The sequence below is a fragment of the Microcystis sp. M_OC_Ca_00000000_C217Col genome (assembly GCF_007095585.1).
Lineage (GTDB): Bacteria > Cyanobacteriota > Cyanobacteriia > Cyanobacteriales > Microcystaceae > Microcystis > Microcystis panniformis.
The window spans coordinates 1-19,069 of sequence record NZ_SFBV01000352.1; the positions used below are offsets into that span (position 1 = coordinate 1).

Below are 19,069 nucleotides of genomic sequence, written 5' to 3' on the forward strand. Positions count from 1 at the left end.
GGACTCTGTGTAAGACAGTACATGGTTTTTTAACTGTGGTATGCGACGGTGGTGGAAGCAGAAACTTAAATCGTGAGGTTTAGGAATCGCCGCCCTAAAAGTGCGGCGAGGATGTCAACTAAGCTGAACTCTCTCAACTGCGAGAGTCTCCACCCTCAGCAAAGGGTTCGGAGGAGACTTTTCAGTCTCCTATCCCCTAATTCCCTACTCTAAAGCGTAGATACGACCATCCATGAGCAGACGGGTGATCCCTTTAGCTTCCAGTTGAGCGTGAGCTTTTTCGATCAGGCGACCGTCGGGAACTTTAATCACTTTTTCCTTGCGCTTGGAGAAACGACGAGCGATGCGATGACTTTCAAAGATGGGGAGGGTGCGCTGCTGGATTTCCTGAGGGGGAACCTTACCCAATTCAGCAAAATCCTTGAGGGGACGGGTGATTAATTCGGCAGCGCGATCAATTACCAAGTAACAGGTTTTGGGAAAAGCCGCCGCCGAGAGGGGTAATATCTGTAATTGGGCTGTTTTAACGATAGTCGGGCCGAAATAGCTCCCCGCTAGTTCCTCCTCCTCCTCGTCTTCATCTTCATCTTCATCCTCCTCTTCATCCCAATCCTCGTCAAGCTCATCTTCCTCCTCCTCTTCCTCGAGAGCTTCGACGAAAAACTCGTTTAAATTAGCGGTTTCTAGGGTCTTATCGCCATTAATTTCTGTATCTTCTGGATTATCTGCTTCTGGCGAGTAAGAGGTATCCATTAACAGGGTTAATTGTTCCACAGCAGTGATCGGTTGCTCAAAAGCCTGCTCATCCTTAGCTGCGATGTGGGCTGCCCGAAAACTAATCACCTCGATCGCTTTTTCTGGTAAATCCGCTGCTGCTCCCTCCTCCTCGAGGCCACGAGGATTGCGGGCCAAGCGTTTTTTCTGGATTAACTGCTCGTATTCCTCGCCAGAAAAAGAATTTTTGAGAAAACGACTGACCGTAGAACTACTCACGCCATAACGCTCGGCTAACGTGGAAGTGGTGGCCTCCGTTTCCCGATAAAGCTTAAGAATTTCTTTTTTCGTGGCATCAGTCAGTTTTCTTGCACTCATATTACTTATATAGTTATTTTTTAAGCGATAGGATCTTGCCGATGGCTAGTCAGGGGAAACGGGAGCATCTCACCTTTGTAACCCCTAAATCAGGTTTTTATGTCAAGCTATTTTGAAAGCCTTGCTGGAAACCAGTTTTAGGGATAAGTATAATTACTCACTTGCATAAATGAGATGCTCGGACGTACTCTTAATCATAAAACGCTCTAGCCAATTAAAACTAAGCAATTCGTTTTCTAGTCCCTGTTCTAGTCTATCCTTGACTTCTGTTTCTCACCACTACTCAAGATTAAAAAATTGACAATGATATCAAGTGCTGCTAGTCAAAAAGCCTTATTAGTTCTAGCCGATGGTACAGTTTACGAGGGTTATTCCTTCGGCTCCCAGGGAACCACCGTCGGCGAAGTTGTCTTTAACACAGGGATGACCGGTTATCAGGAAGTCCTCACCGATCCCAGTTATGCTGGTCAAATCGTCACTTTTACCTATCCAGAATTGGGAAATACGGGGGTTAACCCCGAGGATGAGGAGTCAATTCGTCCCCAGGTGAAAGGAGCGATCGCCAAAAATATCTGCCCCCGGCCCAGTAATTGGCGTTCTAGCCAATCCCTACCGGATTATCTGGCCGCTCATCATGTTATTGGCATCTATGGCATCGATACCCGCTCCCTGACCCGCAAAATTCGCTCGGTTGGGGCGATGAATGGGGCAATTTCGACGGAAATACTCGATTATCATGATTTACTGCGGCTGGTGCAGGCGGCCCCCAGTATGGCGGGGTTAAATCTCGTTAAAGAAGTTACCACCAAGGAAGTGTACGAATGGACGACTCCCACCCCGTCCGCCTGGGAATTTGCGCCAATTGATAGTGATCAAGAACCGTTAACGGTGGTGGCGATCGATTTTGGCATCAAACGCAATATTCTCCGGCGTTTAGCCAGCTACGGTTGTCGGGTGATCGTGGTTCCCGCTGACACTCCCCCGGAAAAAATCGCCGCCTATAATCCCGATGGTATTTTCTTTTCTAACGGACCGGGAGATCCAGCGGCTGTCACCGAAGGAATTGCCCTAGCCAAGCAACTTTTGCAAGGGGAAAAACCCACTTTTGGCATCTGTATGGGTCATCAAATTTTAGGCCTATCCCTAGGGGCAGAAACCTTTAAACTAAAATTTGGCCATCGCGGGTTAAATCAACCCTGTGGACTGCAGCAACAGGTGGAAATTACCAGTCAGAATCACGGTTTTGCCGTGCAGGAGGCATCTTTAAATCCGCAAGTGGAGATTACCCATCTCAACCTCAATGATCGCACCGTAGCGGGTTTAAAACACAAGTCTCTGCCCTTTTTCTCGGTACAATACCACCCCGAGGCCAGTCCCGGCCCCCACGATGCCGATTATCTGTTTGGCCAATTTGTCGACTTAATGCGGCAAGCAAAAAAGGATCGGGCGTAAATTTTTAGGATATACTAGGGTTTTGATTTTTACGGCTCTAGAGCTAGGAGGCGATTATTCCGGAAGCAATTAACTTGACCGTCAGCTTGCGAGGCACGCGTGAGGTCAGAGATAAGTACCAAATTTTCCGTTTGACGGGTCTTTTAGATGCCTTTTCCGAACCGACTTTTTGTAAGGTGATCGAAGGCTATGTGGAGCAAGGTCCCAAGGATGTGATTATTAGCCTCGCTCAGATTGATTTTATCGATAGCTCCGGTTTAGGGGCATTAGTAAAATTGGTGAAAAAGGCCAAAACCAAAGGGGGCAGTTTACAAATTGTTACCAATCCCCGGGTAACTCAAACCGTAAAACTGGTGCGATTGGAGAAGTTTTTTTCCCTGCAACCCACCCTGGAAGCGGCGATCGAATATCTAGAAAAAGCGTAAATCGTGGAATCTCCTCTCGAACAAATTCGCTTACAGGTCAGTGGCCAGGGTTCACCAATCCTAGAGGGTCTTGACCGATTATCGCCCGCTTCCCTGGCCTATCTGGGGGATGCTGTTTATGAATTATACATCCGCACTTATTACTTACTGCCGCCCCAGCGTCTGGGAGACTATCACGCTCAGGTGGTGGGCAAAGTCAGGGCCGAACAACAGGCTTTGGATTTAGCACAACTGCAGCCCTATCTGACAGACCAAGAAAAAGAAATTCTGCGCCGGGGACGCAATGCGGTCACGGGAAAACGCCGTCGTCTGACAGCCCAAGTCTATCAGCAGGCCAGCAGTTTAGAAACCCTGTTCGGCTATCTTTATCTACAAGACCCCTCAAGATTACATCAACTATTAGAAAAACTAGAATTATAGCCATCGGGATGACTCCCGACTCCTTTACTATTAATCAATCATGAGCGATCGACCATTTCGTGACAAGTCCGATAATCGTAATTCTCGCCGGCCCTTGCGGTCAAAAACTGGGCCAATTCTGGCTAAATCCCCGGCAGTAACTCCAGAAAACCAAGAAGCTGATGATCTGCTCTACGGTCGCCGGGTGGTTTTAACGGCCATGGAGGAGGAGCGCCAACTAAATCGGATTTGGGTGGTCAATCGACTCCGTTACGATCCCCGTTATCATACCCTCTTGGAAAAAGCCAAAGCCAACGGTACGGTAATTGATGAGGTGGACGATCTGCGTCTCGATCAGATTACCAATAAGGCCAATCATCAGGGGATTGCAGCCCAGATGTCCCCCTATGATTATATCGAATTAGCCGATCTGATCGAAAAAGCTAAGGGCAAAAGTCGCCACCCCGTCATCGTCATCGCTGAAGGTATTACGGATCCCCATAACCTTGGGGCAATCATTCGCACCGCCGAAGCTATGGGTTGTCAGGGGGTAGTTATTCCCCAACGTCGCGCCGCCGGGGTGACATCGACGGTGATGAAAGTGGCGGCCGGATCCTTGGAATATTTACCCGTCGCTAGAGTGGTTAATCTCAATCGTGCTTTAGAGGAATTAAAAGCGGCTGGTTTTTGGCTCTACGGCACGGCGGCAAAAACTGGTAAATCTTTACACACAATCAATTTAACGGGTGCGATAGGATTGGTGGTAGGTTCGGAGGGTGAGGGTTTGAGTCTGCTAACCCAAAAGTCCTGCGATGAGTTGGTATCTATCCCTTTGGCAGGCAAAACCCCCAGTCTCAATGCTTCGGTGGCGGCGGGTATGGCTCTTTACGAGGTTTACCGTCAACGCTGGCAAAATTCCCCCGACTGAGAATCTGTATTTTTCGACACTCCCAATAGCCAAAAGGAGAAAGTATAAATAAAATAGGAAGGAAGTTTGCGAAATGTAAACGAACGTAACAAAACCACCAGAGTAGATTTAGATGGGGAACGAAATGAAAGAATTTTTGATTAGCTTACTCGAAAGGTTCGGATTAGCCTACTGGGTCGAGATTAAAACCGACTATCCCAGATGTACTTATTATTTTGGTCCTTTTCTCGCCAAAGACGAGGCTGAAGTCGCTCAAGCTGGTTACGAAGAAGATTTGAAAACAGAAGGAGCGCAGGGGATTAAATTGCATATAAAACGTTGTAAACCGAAAGATTTAACTATTTTTGAGGAAAAAGAAGAAAGCAAGCTCCTGAATACCCTAAAGGTCTTACGCAGTCAAGTTTCTTAACAATTTTCAGTGATCAGTAATCAGTGATCAGTAATCAGTGATCAGTAAACAGTAAACAGTGATCAGTAAACAGTAAACAGTAAACAGTAAACAGTAATCAGTAATCAGTCAAAAGACAGCAGGAAACTGCCATTTGATGAGGCTCACTTAATACATACTGCTCACTTAAAACTGATAACTGCTCACTTAAAATTGATAACTGATAACTGGTAACTGGTAACTGATAACTGGTAACTGATAACTGATAACTGATAACTGATGGCTAAATATCAATGGGAGCGATTTAAAAAACAGCTATATTCTGCTTCTGTCAGTCTTCCCGCTTCGTAGAGAGTATCGGTAATTTCTGCTAGGGTTAAAACCGAATAAGGTTGATAACCATGGCTACGAAGTTTATCTTTAACAGGGCCACCATGGTCGATAAAAACTACGATATCATTAACTAATAATCCCGCCGATTTAATCTTTTCTGCCCCTTCGATCGCACTTTTGCCAGAAATTAAAATATCGTCCACTACTACCACGGTTTCCCCCACCTGAAAATTACCTTCAATTACTCTTCTTGTGCCGTGAGCTTTTACTTCTTTGCGGGGGAAAATCATCGGATGATTTAATAATAAAGATAAACCCGTAGCTGTGGGTAAAGAGCCGTAGGGGATACCAGCAACGCGGTCAAATGTCAAGGTTTTTAATATTTCTCCATAGGCTTCAATTACCTGCTGAAAAATATTAGGATTAGAGATAATTTTTCTCAGATCAATATAATAGGAAAAAGTTTCTCCCGATGCTTGCACATAATCGCCAAACATCAAGCAGCCAATATCAAATAATTGTAGAATTAAATCCTGATGAGGATGTTGTTTTAAAAGACAAACGTTAGCAGTCCAAGTATCATCTTGGCTTGATTCTTGCTGGTGATTTTGTTTAATTTTGTTGACTTCCTCGCGTAAATCCTTGACTTTTGACCCCAAATCGGGTTGAGATAAAAAGTCTTGGGGTACAGGAATTAATAAACCCTCGCCATGACTATTTAAACCCACAGTAATTAACTCAGAAAATTGACTTTTTTCTTCCCAAATACTGCGTAATAAAATCAATCTTTCGGGGGCAAAATTGCGAATCTTGGTCAATATCTCTGGTTGAGTGGTTCCCACTTCTAAAAACACCTGTTCGGGAGTTCCCCAGGTGCAAGCTTCTTTGACAACTTGCAGATAAAAAGGATTGTCGCGACTGGGAAATTCTTGCAGATTAATCGCGCCTTGATTGGAAGTATGACAGAGGATAAAAGCGCCATGCTCGGGGTAAACTAAAAAAGGAGCAACGTGATCCTGTCCGGAGTAGGGATTGAGAGTAACCGCGTCCACCTGCCAAGTTTTAAAGATAGTCTCGGCTAAAATACTGCTAGTATTAATATCACCGTGTTTAGCATCCAAAATTACCGGGATATGAGCGGGAATTGCCGTTAAAACTCGCTGTAATAATTCTAAACCTGCCGCTCCCAAAGCTTGATAAAAACCTAAAGTTGGTTTGTAGGCACAGACAAAAGGAGCAGTTTCATCGATAATAAACTTGAGCCACTGTTCTAAATTAACGATTAATTCTCCCGGGGTGGAGGGCATCATTTCGGGGTTAGCATCTAAACCGAGGACAAGTAGAGTCTGGTTTTGACTAATGGCGTGGTTTAACTTTTGAAAAAAATTCATCGGTTTCTAATCTCAGGATTCTGGATTAGTTTCTAATTCTACACTATTTGGCCGAAAAATAGGCTGTAAAATTGTCTGGTGCAGACTTTTTCTGGTGTCAGCGTCAAGGAATTTCTTTTGTAAGGGTTGCCATTCTTGCCATTTTTGGTGACGGATATTTTGGAAAATTTCTAGTAAGGTGGGCATTTCCTTGGCAAGACAATTAGGGAAAATTTGGCTAAGAAAATCCGAGAGAACACAACAATCCTGCATTTCTCCGAGAATACTTTGAAGGTTTTTAATATCTTCTAGATATTCTCGATACTTGTCGCCATAGAACTGAGTGAATAACTCCATATTATAGCGGGAACGCTTGGCTTCTTTGCGGAGATCGTGCAGTAATAATCCTTCTTTTTCCAATAGGTCATCAATTTCTTGACTAGAAAACTCTTTTACTTTTTGATCTTCCTCTAAATTTACCCCAACTAACCAGCCTTCATGGAGTAAAAAGTGACTCGCTTGCGGTAATAATAAGTCAGGTAAAACCGTGGCAATATCTAATTTTCCCATCGGTTGATAGGTGGGATTATCCAACCAACTGGCAAAATCTGCCTTAAAATTGAGAAATTTATCGGACTTCAACAGCTTTTCTACCTTAGCAAAAGCCTTCTCCCTTCGGTGTTCGAGAACTTGTAAAACTTTCTTCAGTAAATCCTGTTCTTTCGGTGGTAAAATTGGCTGATAATGGCCGACAAAAGCCGATTTTAACACATCTAAATCCCGCAATTCTCCTAAAATTCTGCCCAGATTACCCACCCGTTTTTGATCGGCAGATTTCGGCATGGTTAAAGCGGGGGCAAAACCGGTTAAGGTACTGCGAAGACGGCGCATTCCCACACGAATTTGATGTAATTCTTCCGTATCCTGATCGAGTAAAACCCCAGCTTCGTGTTTAAGAACTTTATGAAAATGTTTATCAATACCGATATAGGCCCAATCGGCAACAGTTTTAGCCCGAGGATTAAATTTGTTAGTCATTTGTCTTTAGCGAGGAAATAATGTCAAGATGGTGATAGAATCTTGGCTCTTCGGTTTGTGTTATGCAATGGATGGGGGTTATAAGGAATGAAACCCTTATAGAGACAGACATTACCGCGATTTTTGTCAATTGTTTGCGATCTAGAGCGAACTAATCAATTAAATCTCTTGCCAGATAAGGATTTAGTCGATTTATGCCCCCATATCGAACCATACCAAGTCCCGAAGAGCCAGAATCTTTAAATAAAGACTGGAACTAATAGATCCCATTTATTCTACACAATAGGATGAAGCAGCCGCTTTAAGAGAAGTTTATGGATAGTTTTTGGCTAGATTATGGGGGGGAAATCGCTTTTCGCACTGGAGAGCATCTTTTCTTGACGGGAATAGCCATGGCTATGGGTAGCTTAATCGGTATTCCTCTAGGTATTTTAATTAGTCGTCAAGCTATTCTCGCCCCACCAATTATAGCGATCGTTAACACCCTACAGACTATCCCCAGTTTAGCCCTATTTGGTTTTTTAATTTCCGTGCCTTTTTTGGGAGGAATCGGCAAAATTCCCGCTATTGTTGCCCTAACTCTCTATACCTTACTGCCAATTGTTTTAAATACCTATCTGGGCATCAAAAAAGTTGATCCTGAATTAAAATTAGCCGGGTTATCCCTAGGTATGACCGACGGTCAAATCCTGCGCTATATCGAATTACCCCTGGCCGGGGCGACAATTTTGGCAGGAGTGAGAATTGCGACGGTGATTGCTATCGGTGTGGCTACGATCGCAGCTGCCATCGGTGGCGGTGGTTTGGGAGTGTTTATTTTTCGCGGTATTGCCACGGTCAACAATCAGTTAATTTTGGCGGGGGCAATTCCTGCCGCTTTTTTAGCCCTTGTTGCCGATTGGAGTCTCGGTCGGCTAGAAAAGACTTTTTACCCTTCGCAACGCCCGAAAAAGCCCTCTAAATGGCAATGGGGCTTAGGTTTAATCGGGTTGGCCCTGCTATCTTTCCTCTTGACTCAAATTTTCCATTCATCCCCCGGCACAGTGGTGATCGGTTCCAAAAATTTTACCGAACAGGTGATTTTAGGGGAAATTTTGGCACAGGAGATCGAAAAAGAGACGAATTTACGGGTTGATCGTCAATTTAATCTCGGTGGTACTCTGATCTGTCATGAAGCGGTGAAAGCGGGTAAAATCGATGGTTATGTGGAGTATTCTGGCACGGCTTTCACGGGAATTTTGCAAGAAAAACCCCTTAACGATGCCCGATTAGTCTCTGAAAAGCTGCAGGAGATTTATCCAGAAAAATTTAATCTAGAAGTGTTTCCCAGTTTAGGATTTGAGAATACTTTCGCCATTGTTATCCGGGGAGAAACCGCCAGTCAATACAATCTTAAAACTCTCTCGCAAGTGGCTAAATATACCCCCAATTGGCAAGCGGGTTTTGGTTATGAATTTTTGGAAAGGGAAGACGGTTACAAGGGATTAGCGAAGACCTACGGCCTAACTTTTGCCGGACCCCCGAAAGTGATGGATTTAGGGTTAATGTACCGCGCTTTAGCCGAAAAACAAGTGGATTTAGTGGCGGGAAATTCCACCGATGGCTTAATTCCCGTGCTAGATTTAGTCATCCTAGAAGATGATCAACGCTATTTTCCTCCCTACGAAGCGGTACCGATTTTTAACCTGGATAGTTTGCAAAAATATCCCCAATTGCGACAGGTTTTAGCCAAACTCACCGGCAAAATTACCTCCACAGCTATGCAGAAATTAAACTATCAGGTGGATGGCCGCAATCGTAGGGTGGAGGAAGTGGTTAAAGAATTTCTAGTCTCCCTCTCTTAACCATTTAGTGACTCCCCCGGGTTGGTCGATTAAAGTAATGCCTTGGGCTTTTAATTCTGCGCGAATGCGATCGCTTTCGGCGTAATTTTTCGCTTTTTTCGCCTCTGTCCGTTGTTGGATGAGATTTTCGATTTCCGCTGCACTAATTCCCTCAGAAACAGGGGTTTCCCTCTGGTCAGCGGCCATTTCTAAGCCCAAAACCCTAGACAATTTCACCAAAGTATGCCATTTTACCGCTAATTGGGCCAGATTGCTGTCTGTCTTACCCGCATGGGTTAAATTATTACCCTCCTTGCGTAATTCCTTAGCGATTTCAAATAACACCGCTAAACCACCGGCAAAGTTAAAATCGTGATTTACCGCCTCTTGAAAGCGATTTTCTAGCTCTTGGTCGGTAATTCCGGGATTATCGGGCGGAAGATGCTTATAACCAAAGGATAAACCCTCTTGTAAAGTATGCCAGCCATTAGTGGCCGCCTGCAATCCCTCATCGGAAAAATCGATCGGTTTGCGGTATTGGGCGCCTAAAATTAATAATCTCACGGCTAAGGGGTCATATTTTGCCAATAACTCGCGAATAGTGATGAAATTACCGAGGGATTTCGACATTTTTTCCCCGGCCACCTTAACCATGCCATTATGTAACCAATAATGGGCCAGAGGTTTACCCGTAGCGGCTTCACTTTGGGCAATTTCGTTTTCGTGGTGGGGAAAAATCAGATCACTTCCCCCCACATGAATATCGATAGTTTCTCCCAATTGTTCTTTGACCATGGCCGAACATTCAATATGCCACCCCGGACGACCTTGGCCCCAGGGAGAATCCCAACTAGGTTCCCCCGATTTTGCCCCCTTCCAGAGGGCAAAATCAAAGGGGTCTTGTTTCTTAATTGCTTCCGGGTCGTCGGTTTCTACCCGGCCGCTGGCGCCGGCTTGCAGATCATCCAGTTTTCGCCCTGATAGTTTGCCATAATCAGAAAAACGACGGACGGAATAGTAAACATCGCCATCGCTGGGGTAAGCATAGCCTTTTTGTTCTAATTCATAGACTAGGCGCTTGATACCGTCGAGGGTATGAGTGGCCCGGGGATAAGCGTCCGCCGGTCTGACTCCTAATTTTGCCATATCCTCAAAGTAGGCCTCGATAAATTTCTCGGCTACGGCTGCCATGGTGGTATGTTCATTTTTAGCCCGATTGAGAATTTTATCGTCAATATCGGTGAAATTCTGAATATAGCGCACTTGATAGCCGAGATACTCCAAATAACGCCGCACCACATCCCAAACCACACAGGTACGCGCATGACCCAAATGGCAATAATCATAGACGGTAATGCCGCAGCAATACATGGAGACCATGCCCGGGATGAGGGGGGTAAAGGGTTCTTCGCGACGACTAAGGGTGTTGTAGAGGATTAAGGTCATGGATGGGGATTTTTTTCTGGGGAAAAAGGCTAGTCCAATTTTATAGCAGTTATTTTCAGTTATCAGTGATCAGTTATCAGTGATCAGTTATCAGTGATCAGTTATCAGTGTAAGTATCTAAGCACAATTAATTACACATCTAAGCCACTACTCCGTCAGACTTCTGCGGTGGTGAGCAAACAGAGAACTGAAAACTCAAATCCGATCCCTAATAGCTGTATCCCGTCTCCTGTCTCCTGTCTCCTGTCTCGACTAGGAAATTAATTTTGCACGACTACTTATCAGTGACGGCTAACCACTTTCCCTGATTTACCTACTATATTTTGTGTTTTTTGTCAAGGGGTTTTTGGGGTTTTAGTAAAGATGTGACGGGATAGGACTGTTTTGATCAGGACTATTATTGATGAAATCGATAGAATAACGATAGGGGAAGCTTGCTTGTTTGCCTCAACCGACAATTTTTGTTGTTAATCAACTTTGACCAGACCATCACCATGAATGAACCACCTAATAGCGCTGGCGATGAAATCCAATTACCCCGGGGAGAAAGAGTTGACCAGCTAAGACATCTGATCGAAACCCTACGCATTGCCGATGAAGTGGCCAATCGCGGTTATTTGATTACCAGCGCCGAAGTGGCGGATTTAATGGATATTAATCCGGGCGCCGTTACCAGTCGAGGCGACCATTGGCCGTGGCGAAATTGGGTAATCTCCCGGGTCAGACGGGAGGGAAACCAAATTCTTTGGCAGTTAGAAAAAGTCGATTAGGATTAATGGCAACCATCAGTTAATTTCTCTCTTGACTTTTGCAATTATCTCGTCATTTTCCCCCAGCAGGTGACGCGCAAAACGTCGAGCTAGGGGCGGAGCCGATACAAGTGTACTGGTAAAGCCAGAAAATACCTGCAATCCCACTTTATCGGCGATCGCTCCCACTAGGGGCCGTCCCGAGGGGGCAAAAGCCACTAGGCAATGATGACAGCTGCCGGGGAGAGAGGCCAAAGGGGGCAGCAATGTCCCCACGGCGGTGCGGATTGCTTTTTCCCCCGCCAGAGGGTTTAAAATCACCTCTGGATCGGTGATAATGGCGCTAATTTGCCCTAGATAAAGGCTTTGATCCCGGAATTGTACCGCCCCCGTTTCTAAAACACTGGCAATTATTTCTGGGGTTTCTCTCTGCCAAATGCCCTGCTTTTCTAGTTGGGTGATTTTTTGCTCTAATAGCAATCTGGCAGGAATTGCAGGCATAACTAGGGTGTTTAATTTGATCTCAGTGGGGGGAATTTTGATCACCTGGGCATGGGTAAAATAGACGGGAGCAGTAATATCGGATTTTTGCAGTAAAGACCGGGTTAATCCCCCGGCACAGACGATAGTTTCCCCGGCAGAATAATTATTTTTAGGAGTTTTTACGCCGGTAATTCTCGATGCAGTTTCAATTAATTCGATGACAGCTTCCCGAATAATCGTGCCTCCCAGACGCAGAAAAGCTTGTTGATAGGCAAGATTAGTTTTTTCGGGGTTAATGTGACCGTGGGGCAGTCGTAAAACTCCGGAGATAGCTGCGGGATTTAATAGGGGTTCTAAAGCGATCGCTGCTTGCGGATCGAGAATTTCGGGAGTAATAGCAAAGATAGCAAATTTTTCGGACACAGTGGCCAGATCATCTTCGGGGTTAACGGTGAGAATTAGCTCTATGTCCCGGTATTCGTTATCTATGCCCAGTTCCTGGGATAAATTGCGCTGAATTTCTCGACCTTCTTGATATAATTTTCTCTGGATTTCTGTGGTAGCTGACCAATAGGCTAAACCCCCGTAACTGTAGAAAGTGGCGTTGAGGGGATGGGTTTCTTTTTCTAATAAGAGAACTCGACTGCCTAGGTTAGCTAGTTCATAGCTTAAGGCGGAACCGGTGATACCACCACCGATAATTATATAATCATAAGTTGTGGTCATAATTGGGCTAATTTTTTCTCAATTAATCTATTCTATCATTATACTTGCTCAGTTCCCTGGTTCTGATTTGATCAATAATTGCTATAATTAGAGAAAAAGTTCAAAGCGGTATCAGATAACTATGCAACAGCTAGAAACTAGGGGGATAACTGACTCATGGATTAAAGGTAGTTGGGAAGAATACTTAGAAGCAATTAAAAACTTCCCAGAAAATCAAGGAAAAAGTTATTATTACAATGGCTATTATCGATTAGAAATGACTCCTATTGGATTTGAACACGCTAGAGATCATCACGTTGTCTTTTTGGGGGTGAGTCTCTACGCTATCCTCAAAGAAATTCCTTTTCAAGGACTCCCTACTTGTTCCTATCGCAAAAGAGGAATTAGAGAAGTGCAGCCCGATATATCTTACTATCTAGGAGAGAAAGCGAATCTGATACCAAATGGGACTTCGATTATTGATTTAAATCAGTATCCTCCACCAGATTTAGTCATTGAAATCTCAAAATCTACCCTCAATGATGACTTAGGTAATAAACGCTTACTCTACGAAGAATTAGGGGTTAGTGAATACTGGAGTGTTAAGGTAGATGATCCTCAAATATTCGCTTTTGAAATAATCGATCGAGGTAGTAAAAGAATTGATATATCAAAGGTTTTACCTAATTTAAAACTTGCGGTTTTAGAGTCAGCTTTACAACAGGCACGCAGCAAGGATCAAAGTCAGGTGGGACGTTGGTTAATCAGTCAATTTCAAGGTTAAATCCATAAAATCGAGGCTAATATTATGCAACAGCTAGAAACTACTATCTCGACAGATTTATGGATTAAAGCTAGTTGGGAAGAATACTTAGAAGCAATTAAAAACTTCCCAGAAAATCAAGGAAAAAGTTATTATTACAATGGCTATTATCGATTAGAAATGAGTCCTATTGGTAACGATCATGCCAGCGATCATGCTATTTTGCTCTTCGCTGTTAGTCTCTATGCCACCCTAAAAAATTTGGCCTTTAATGCCAAAGATAATTGCAGTTTTCGCAAGTCTGGTTATCGAGAAGTTCAACCGGATATATCTTATTATTTTGCCGACAAAGCTAATCTGATTCCCTACGGTACTTCGATTATTGATTTAAATCAGTATCCCCCACCAGATTTAGTCATTGAAATCTCAAAATCTACCCTCAATGATGACCTAGGCAATAAACGCTTACTCTATGAAGAATTAGGAGTTAGTGAATATTGGAGTGTTAACGTCGATTATCCCCAAATATTCGCTTTTGAAATAATCGATCAAGGTAGCAAAAGAATTGATATATCAAAGGTTTTACCTAATTTAAAACTTGCGGTTTTAGAGTCAGCTTTACAACAGGCACGCACCAGAGATCAAAGTCAGGTGGGACGTTGGTTAATCAGTCAATTTCAAGGTTAAATCTTACTGTTTTTTGGCAGCCGCTTTCTCCAATAAAGACTCGGCAAAAGCGATGGCATCTGCTGCCGAATTTCCTCCCGTTAATTGTGCCAATTCTTCCCTTCTCGTCTGACGATTATCAAGAGAAGTAACCCGGACAACCGTGCGAATTTCCGAGAGATTAGTGGGATTATCTTCGGCAATCATTTGTTTATAAACTCGAAAATGGTGATCAGCTAAAGCAGCCACTAAAGGTTGATGGGTAACGCACAAAACTTGATATTGTTGACCTAATTGATCTAATTTATCGGCAATTGCTTGGGCAACTTTTCCCGATACTCCCGCATCGATTTCGTCAAAAATCAGGGTTGCAGCTGCCGATTGGGATTGGGAAAAACAGGACTTTAAAGCTAGGAGAAAACGACTCATTTCTCCTCCAGAAGCGGTACTGGATAAAGGTTGGATTTTTTCCCCCGGATTGGGACTAAAATAAAATCCCACTTGATCGACTCCCAGACTGCTAGGATTACCCGGAGCAATCCGACAGACAAAAATCACCTTTTCCATGGCTAAAGGTTTTAATTCCTGTACCAATTGTTTTTCTAGTTGACTAGCGGTTTCTTGTCGCAAAAAGGTCAACTGAGTGCTAGTTTCTCGATAGATTTTTTCCTGTTGCTGACAAATTTTTTCTAATTCCTCAATCGATTGTCCTTCTCCCGTCAACTCCGCTAATTCCTGCTGTAATTTCTGATAATAATCGAGCGCTTCGGCTAAACTTGGGCCATATTTGCGACAAATGCGCTTAAGTTGGACAATTCTCTCTTCTATCTCGTTCAATCTCTCGGGATCTGCCTCTAGACTATCCCCATAAACGTTGATTTCCTGTCCCGCTTCCACCACCTGATTTAATGCCGATCGCACCATCTCTAAAATTGGCTCTAAACTACTATCATAAACCATCATATTTGTCAAGATATTTTCAGCTTTTCCTAACAAATCGGCGACGGCCGGTTGATCGCGATCGTTTTGGTAGAGTAGTTGATAGACTTGATAGCTGGAATTTTGCAAATCGACAGCGTGGGAGAGTCGGTTTCTTTCCTGTTCCAACTGTTCCAACTCGTCAGCGTCAGTTAAATTAGCTGATTCTAGTTCTTTTAGTTGATATTCTAGTAAATCTAATCTTTGTAGGCGATTTTGTTCCGATTGCAACCTCTTATTTAAACTATTCTTGCTTTCTTGCCAGTTAAGGTAGGCTGTGGCTACTTTTTCCCGCTGCCGCAGCAGCGATTCACCCCCGTAGAGATCTAATAATTCCCTCTGTCGATTAGCGTCCATTAACTGAACTGTTTGACCTTGGGCGGTGATTTCTACCAAAAAATCTCTTATTTGCGCCATTTGTTGGCGATTAGCGACGACTCCGTTAATCCGAGAACGAGAACGCAAGGAATTATTAGTAATCACTAATTCCCGGCTGATGGTCAGACTATTATCCTCTAATGGGTCAATTTCCTGACTTTCTAGCCAAACAATTAATTCTGGAGTCAGAGAAAAAGTCGCTTCTAGGGTTGATTGTTGGCTTCCCTGACGGATGACGCGATGATTGACTTTACCACCGAGAACAATATCGATCGCATCTAATATAATCGATTTTCCTGCCCCCGTCTCACCGGTCAGTACATTTAATCCGCTGCCGAAAGTTAATTCTAAGCGATCGATGAGGGTAAAATTTTCAATTCGTAGGCAGGATAACATATATCAGTAATCAGTAATCAGTAATCAGTTGCTAAGTAGGTAGGCGTTAAAAATTATTAGACACCCCCCTTATCAAGGGGGGACTAAGGGGGGATCGGCACCCCCTTATCAAGGGGGGATTAAGGGGGGACTAAGGGGGGATCGGCACCCCCCTTATTAAGGGGGGGCAGGGGGGATCGAACCTAAAATCCATTTTTAATTTAATTATAACCAGCTACTTATTCTCATTATCCTTCAGCATTCCCTAATTTTCCCCGAAACGGTAGCCCTTCCCATAGACAGTATTAATTAGAGGTGTTTCTCCGTCCGCTTCGATTTTACGACGCAGCAAGCGCATCAGGGCAGCAACCACATTACTATTAGGTTGCTCTCCTTCTGACCAGAGATGCTGATAAATTTGTTCATGGGTGAGAAGTTGACCCGAATGGGTCATAAATAAAGTCAATAATTGTACTTCTTTTGCTGATAAACTAATCGTGCGACCATGACGATAGGCCACTTGATTTTCGCTATCGAGTTCTAAATCAGCACATTTTAATTTACTGCTATTACTAGCTTCAAAATTGGGAGAACGACGCAATAAAGCGCGGACTCTCGCTAATAATTCTCGCAGTTGAAAGGGTTTGACTAAATAATCATCAGCACCGGCATCTAATCCCGCCACTCGATCGTCTATGGTATCCTTAGCGGTTAGAAATAAAACTGGAGTGGTGTCCCCCTGATCCCGTAAATATTGACAGATTTGTAATCCAGATTGCTGGGGTAACATCCAATCGAGAATTAAGAGGTCATAATTATTCTCTCGTGCCAATTCTAACCCCGTCCGACCATTATCAGCAATATCCACTTCATAGCCTTCTTGATCAAGAATTTGTTCTAAGGGTTCGGTTAATTCGTGTTCATCGTCAACGATAAGTATTTTCATAAAAGTAAAAAAGATGGTGTCGGGTGTTGGGGTTTTGGGGTTTTTAGTTGAATCTCCCCATTTCCCCATTTCTCCTAATTATCTATCTTTGGGTAATAAATTGCGCCATTCGAGAGGGATATAACTTTCAATAAATCTAGCTAAGGTTGGGTAATGACGCTGATACAAAACTCCCATATAGATAATACCAAGTCCTAGGACGGTTAGGGCAAAGGGAAAGAAAATTGAATCGGCAAAGATACGATAGGAGAGATAGGAAAGATAGGCAAATACTCCGATACCTCCGAAAACCACAAATAATCTTCTTTTTAGTAGGATGGATAATAACATCAATCCCAAGTTAATTAGACAGTACAAAAATCGTTGTGCTTCATTATCATCGATTAGGAGAGATAGACTAAACCAAAACATAATCAATCCGAATAGGTATAGCCAAAAAGCAAAATCTCCCCGACTGCGACGCTGACGTACATCAATTAAATAGGCAGTTATTAAACAGGCAATTCCAAACCAAAAGGATACCCACAGTCGCATTCTCCATGTATATTCGTCCTCTCCAAATAGTAAAGGAGTTAAATCCATTGACATATACCACAGACTAAAAGCGATCGGTGCAGTTAAAAAGGGAAATTTAACAAATCTTAAAGTTATTAATCCTGCGATAATCGTGCCTAATTCCATTAAAAACCAACTGCCTTTAATCCATGTATGGAAATCTCGATAGATGCCTGGATATCCGGCTTGCCAGTATCCTGTCCAGCGTTGTAAACCATAGATTGCTAAGGGAGTCATTGCCACTGCCATGGTAAATAAAAGGCCGCCGGGGATTTTGAGATTTTGCTGAAAATAGAGATTTTTACCGGTGAAAATAAAACAAATTGCATAAAACAGGGCGATAAAAAATAGTCCTGCACCACCGAAACTCTCCCAAGCTTCGTTCATAAACCACCCCAGGGCAGAGATAACAATTAATGCCCCAAAATAATAGGCGACATTAGCAAAATTAAAGCGAGGGCGATTAACTTCATCTTCATGGGGATAACGGGATATAAAAGCCGCCCATAAATTTTCAGCTTGGCTGGCAGTAATTAGGTTTTGTTGTACCGCCCAATCAAAATCTTCTCTTTCTAGTCTCATAATATTCTCTAGTCCTTAAGCTAAGATGTATTTTAACCGCTTATCCTAATGATAAGGGAATAGGGCATAGGTGCAAATGTCAAATCCTGTAATAAAACTTAAGTAGGTAGGCGTTAAAAATTATCAGATACCCCCCTTATCAAGGGGGGCAGGGGGGATCGAACCTAAAATCCATTTTTAATTTAATTATAACCAGCTACTTAATATTTACCGCTAGAAACATCCGAAATCTGCAAAATAGAGTATGATCCAATCTAGATTAACTATTATCGAAGCCATCATGACAACTAAATCAGAACTCTATGAACAAGATTTTCAATTATGGCTGATAACAACAATAGGTCAGTTAGAACAAGGAGATTTTCAGGCATTAGATGTATCTCATTTAGTTGAGGAGTTGAAAGAATTGGGTAAATCAGATAAAAATGCCCTAGAAGGAAATTTAATGATTTTGCTGGCTCATTTACTGAAATTAAAAGTACAATCATCTGTCCCTGAAAGCATGAAATCTAGCTGGTATAGCTCCATTGTCGAACACAGGGAAAGAGTTATCGCCTTACTAGAAAACACCCCTTCTTTGAAATCTCATCTAGCAATCGCCATCGATAAAACCTATCCTAAAGGTCGTAAAATTGCCATCAAGGAAAGTAAATTGGCTGACTTGGGAATTGCGATTCCTCCAGAGGAAGCCTATCCCTTAGACTGCCCTTTTTCCTTAGAACAAATTCTTGACGAAGATTTCTATGCCTGATAAGTAGGTAGGTGTTAAAAGTTGTCAGACACCCCCCTTATTAAGGAGGATCCCCCCGCCTATCGGCACCCCCCTTATCAAGGGGGGCAGGTGGGATCGGCACCCCCCTTATCAAGGGGGGCAGGGGGGATCAGAGGCAAAATCTATCTTCAATTTAATTATGACTACTTACTTAATTCATAAGTAGTCGTGCAAAATTAATTTCTTGGTTAGGATAGGCAAGAGGCAACGGTAAAGGGATTGAGGGAGATTGAGCTAATTTAAGGGTAGGTGGTTAAAATGCGTTCTAGCATAGCTTACAAGCTTTTTTGCCCAACCCTAGTTAATCAGCCTGCAAAGAATAAGTAAAAATTATAAATTTAAGGTAAATAATTAAAATATTTAAATATTTGGGTCGATTAGTTCAATGTAACAAGTAAGTTATAAGATTTTGATTTTCCCAGA

18 protein-coding genes are annotated in these 19,069 nt (G+C 43.1%); 10 read left to right on the forward strand and 8 right to left on the reverse strand.

Features of this window, described 5'->3' with window-relative positions:
- Nucleotides 1-204 precede the first annotated feature (204 nt).
- The gene (locus tag EWV66_RS22670; RefSeq protein WP_287109217.1) at nt 205-1,092 is read right to left on the reverse strand and encodes a helix-turn-helix domain-containing protein; all 888 of its coding nucleotides are present in this window, start codon (nt 1,090-1,092) and stop codon (nt 205-207) included.
- Nucleotides 1,093-1,395: 303 nt separating this feature from the next.
- Here EWV66_RS22670 and carA point away from each other — a divergent pair, with 303 nt between their 5' ends.
- The 5 genes from carA (at nt 1,396) to EWV66_RS22695 (ending at nt 4,705) form a co-directional block, all read left to right on the forward strand.
- Nucleotides 1,396-2,544, forward strand: coding sequence for a glutamine-hydrolyzing carbamoyl-phosphate synthase small subunit (gene carA, locus EWV66_RS22675; protein WP_052277739.1), 1,149 nt, complete (start codon nt 1,396-1,398; stop codon nt 2,542-2,544).
- Between the two features lie 74 nt (nt 2,545-2,618).
- Entirely contained in the window at nt 2,619-2,969 is a 351-nt protein-coding gene (locus EWV66_RS22680; RefSeq protein WP_052277738.1) for an STAS domain-containing protein, read from the forward strand.
- Nucleotides 2,970-2,972: 3 nt separating this feature from the next.
- A complete protein-coding gene (locus EWV66_RS22685; protein WP_002768850.1) occupies nt 2,973-3,389 on the forward strand; it encodes a Mini-ribonuclease 3 in 417 nt (138 codons plus the stop codon).
- Between the two features lie 40 nt (nt 3,390-3,429).
- Nucleotides 3,430-4,296 (forward strand): 23S rRNA (guanosine(2251)-2'-O)-methyltransferase RlmB, encoded by an 867-nt coding sequence (gene rlmB, locus EWV66_RS22690; protein WP_052277737.1) that lies wholly within the window; start codon nt 3,430-3,432, stop codon nt 4,294-4,296.
- 112 nt (nt 4,297-4,408) lie between these two features.
- Nucleotides 4,409-4,705, forward strand: coding sequence for a DUF1816 domain-containing protein (locus tag EWV66_RS22695; RefSeq protein WP_002768846.1), 297 nt, complete (start codon nt 4,409-4,411; stop codon nt 4,703-4,705).
- 269 nt (nt 4,706-4,974) lie between these two features.
- On the opposite strand, the gene EWV66_RS22700 is transcribed toward EWV66_RS22695, so the two are convergent.
- Both EWV66_RS22700 and EWV66_RS22705 read right to left on the reverse strand, forming a co-directional pair.
- On the reverse strand, nt 4,975-6,408 hold the full coding sequence (locus tag EWV66_RS22700) for a bifunctional orotidine-5'-phosphate decarboxylase/orotate phosphoribosyltransferase (protein ID WP_052277736.1): 1,434 nt from the start codon (nt 6,406-6,408) through the stop codon (nt 4,975-4,977).
- A gap of 12 nt (nt 6,409-6,420) precedes the next feature.
- On the reverse strand, nt 6,421-7,425 hold the full coding sequence (locus EWV66_RS22705) for a CHAD domain-containing protein (RefSeq protein ID WP_287109219.1): 1,005 nt from the start codon (nt 7,423-7,425) through the stop codon (nt 6,421-6,423).
- A 314-nt stretch (nt 7,426-7,739) separates the two neighbouring features.
- On the opposite strand from EWV66_RS22705, the gene EWV66_RS22710 reads away from it, so the two are divergent.
- On the forward strand, nt 7,740-9,269 hold the full coding sequence (locus EWV66_RS22710) for a glycine betaine ABC transporter substrate-binding protein (protein ID WP_287109220.1): 1,530 nt from the start codon (nt 7,740-7,742) through the stop codon (nt 9,267-9,269).
- Here EWV66_RS22710 and cysS read toward each other — a convergent pair.
- A complete protein-coding gene (gene cysS, locus EWV66_RS22715) occupies nt 9,252-10,694 on the reverse strand; it encodes a cysteine--tRNA ligase (protein WP_287109221.1) in 1,443 nt (480 codons plus the stop codon). The genes EWV66_RS22710 and cysS overlap by 18 nt on opposite strands.
- Before the next feature lie 494 nt (nt 10,695-11,188).
- On the opposite strand from cysS, the gene EWV66_RS22720 reads away from it, so the two are divergent.
- Entirely contained in the window at nt 11,189-11,464 is a 276-nt protein-coding gene (locus tag EWV66_RS22720; RefSeq protein WP_002732855.1) for a hypothetical protein, read from the forward strand.
- 15 nt (nt 11,465-11,479) lie between these two features.
- Here EWV66_RS22720 and EWV66_RS22725 read toward each other — a convergent pair whose 3' ends face one another.
- Nucleotides 11,480-12,652, reverse strand: a complete 1,173-nt coding sequence (locus EWV66_RS22725) for an NAD(P)/FAD-dependent oxidoreductase (RefSeq protein ID WP_052277732.1) — start codon at nt 12,650-12,652, stop codon at nt 11,480-11,482.
- 121 nt (nt 12,653-12,773) lie between these two features.
- Here EWV66_RS22725 and EWV66_RS22730 point away from each other — a divergent pair, with 121 nt between their 5' ends.
- Nucleotides 12,774-13,415: a Uma2 family endonuclease gene (locus EWV66_RS22730; protein WP_052277731.1), complete on the forward strand. Its 642-nt coding sequence runs from the start codon at nt 12,774-12,776 to the stop codon at nt 13,413-13,415.
- Between the two features lie 24 nt (nt 13,416-13,439).
- Complete coding sequence (locus EWV66_RS22735; RefSeq protein ID WP_052277730.1) at nt 13,440-14,081, forward strand: Uma2 family endonuclease; 642 nt, start codon at nt 13,440-13,442, stop codon at nt 14,079-14,081.
- A gap of 3 nt (nt 14,082-14,084) precedes the next feature.
- On the opposite strand, the gene recN is transcribed toward EWV66_RS22735, so the two are convergent.
- From recN to EWV66_RS22750, 3 genes are all read right to left on the reverse strand, one after another.
- Nucleotides 14,085-15,812: a DNA repair protein RecN gene (gene recN, locus EWV66_RS22740; RefSeq protein ID WP_287109223.1), complete on the reverse strand. Its 1,728-nt coding sequence runs from the start codon at nt 15,810-15,812 to the stop codon at nt 14,085-14,087.
- A 244-nt stretch (nt 15,813-16,056) separates the two neighbouring features.
- Nucleotides 16,057-16,737 (reverse strand): two-component system response regulator RppA, encoded by a 681-nt coding sequence (gene rppA / locus EWV66_RS22745; RefSeq protein WP_185237279.1) that lies wholly within the window; start codon nt 16,735-16,737, stop codon nt 16,057-16,059.
- A 78-nt stretch (nt 16,738-16,815) separates the two neighbouring features.
- On the reverse strand, nt 16,816-17,874 hold the full coding sequence (locus tag EWV66_RS22750; protein WP_052277728.1) for a hypothetical protein: 1,059 nt from the start codon (nt 17,872-17,874) through the stop codon (nt 16,816-16,818).
- A gap of 280 nt (nt 17,875-18,154) precedes the next feature.
- On the opposite strand from EWV66_RS22750, the gene EWV66_RS22755 reads away from it, so the two are divergent.
- Nucleotides 18,155-18,625: a DUF29 domain-containing protein gene (locus EWV66_RS22755; protein ID WP_272079471.1), complete on the forward strand. Its 471-nt coding sequence runs from the start codon at nt 18,155-18,157 to the stop codon at nt 18,623-18,625.
- The last annotated feature ends 444 nt before the right edge of the window (nt 18,626-19,069 follow it).

Excerpts from the sequence above, each read along its gene's own strand:
- EWV66_RS22670 (WP_287109217.1), bottom strand. The coding sequence starts at position 1,092 with ATGAGTGCAAGAAAACTGACTGATGCCACGAAAAAAGAAATTCTTAAG.
- carA (WP_052277739.1), top strand. The coding sequence starts at position 1,396 with ATGATATCAAGTGCTGCTAGTCAAAAAGCCTTATTAGTTCTAGCCGAT.
- rlmB (WP_052277737.1), top strand. The coding sequence starts at position 3,430 with ATGAGCGATCGACCATTTCGTGACAAGTCCGATAATCGTAATTCTCGC.
- EWV66_RS22695 (WP_002768846.1), top strand. The coding sequence starts at position 4,409 with ATGGGGAACGAAATGAAAGAATTTTTGATTAGCTTACTCGAAAGGTTC.
- EWV66_RS22700 (WP_052277736.1), bottom strand. The coding sequence starts at position 6,408 with ATGAATTTTTTTCAAAAGTTAAACCACGCCATTAGTCAAAACCAGACT.
- EWV66_RS22705 (WP_287109219.1), bottom strand. The coding sequence starts at position 7,425 with ATGACTAACAAATTTAATCCTCGGGCTAAAACTGTTGCCGATTGGGCC.
- EWV66_RS22710 (WP_287109220.1), top strand. The coding sequence starts at position 7,740 with ATGGATAGTTTTTGGCTAGATTATGGGGGGGAAATCGCTTTTCGCACT.
- cysS (WP_287109221.1), bottom strand. The coding sequence starts at position 10,694 with ATGACCTTAATCCTCTACAACACCCTTAGTCGTCGCGAAGAACCCTTT.
- EWV66_RS22720 (WP_002732855.1), top strand. The coding sequence starts at position 11,189 with ATGAATGAACCACCTAATAGCGCTGGCGATGAAATCCAATTACCCCGG.
- EWV66_RS22725 (WP_052277732.1), bottom strand. The coding sequence starts at position 12,652 with ATGACCACAACTTATGATTATATAATTATCGGTGGTGGTATCACCGGT.
- EWV66_RS22730 (WP_052277731.1), top strand. The coding sequence starts at position 12,774 with ATGCAACAGCTAGAAACTAGGGGGATAACTGACTCATGGATTAAAGGT.
- EWV66_RS22735 (WP_052277730.1), top strand. The coding sequence starts at position 13,440 with ATGCAACAGCTAGAAACTACTATCTCGACAGATTTATGGATTAAAGCT.
- recN (WP_287109223.1), bottom strand. The coding sequence starts at position 15,812 with ATGTTATCCTGCCTACGAATTGAAAATTTTACCCTCATCGATCGCTTA.
- rppA (WP_185237279.1), bottom strand. The coding sequence starts at position 16,737 with ATGAAAATACTTATCGTTGACGATGAACACGAATTAACCGAACCCTTA.
- EWV66_RS22750 (WP_052277728.1), bottom strand. The coding sequence starts at position 17,874 with ATGAGACTAGAAAGAGAAGATTTTGATTGGGCGGTACAACAAAACCTA.
- EWV66_RS22755 (WP_272079471.1), top strand. The coding sequence starts at position 18,155 with ATGACAACTAAATCAGAACTCTATGAACAAGATTTTCAATTATGGCTG.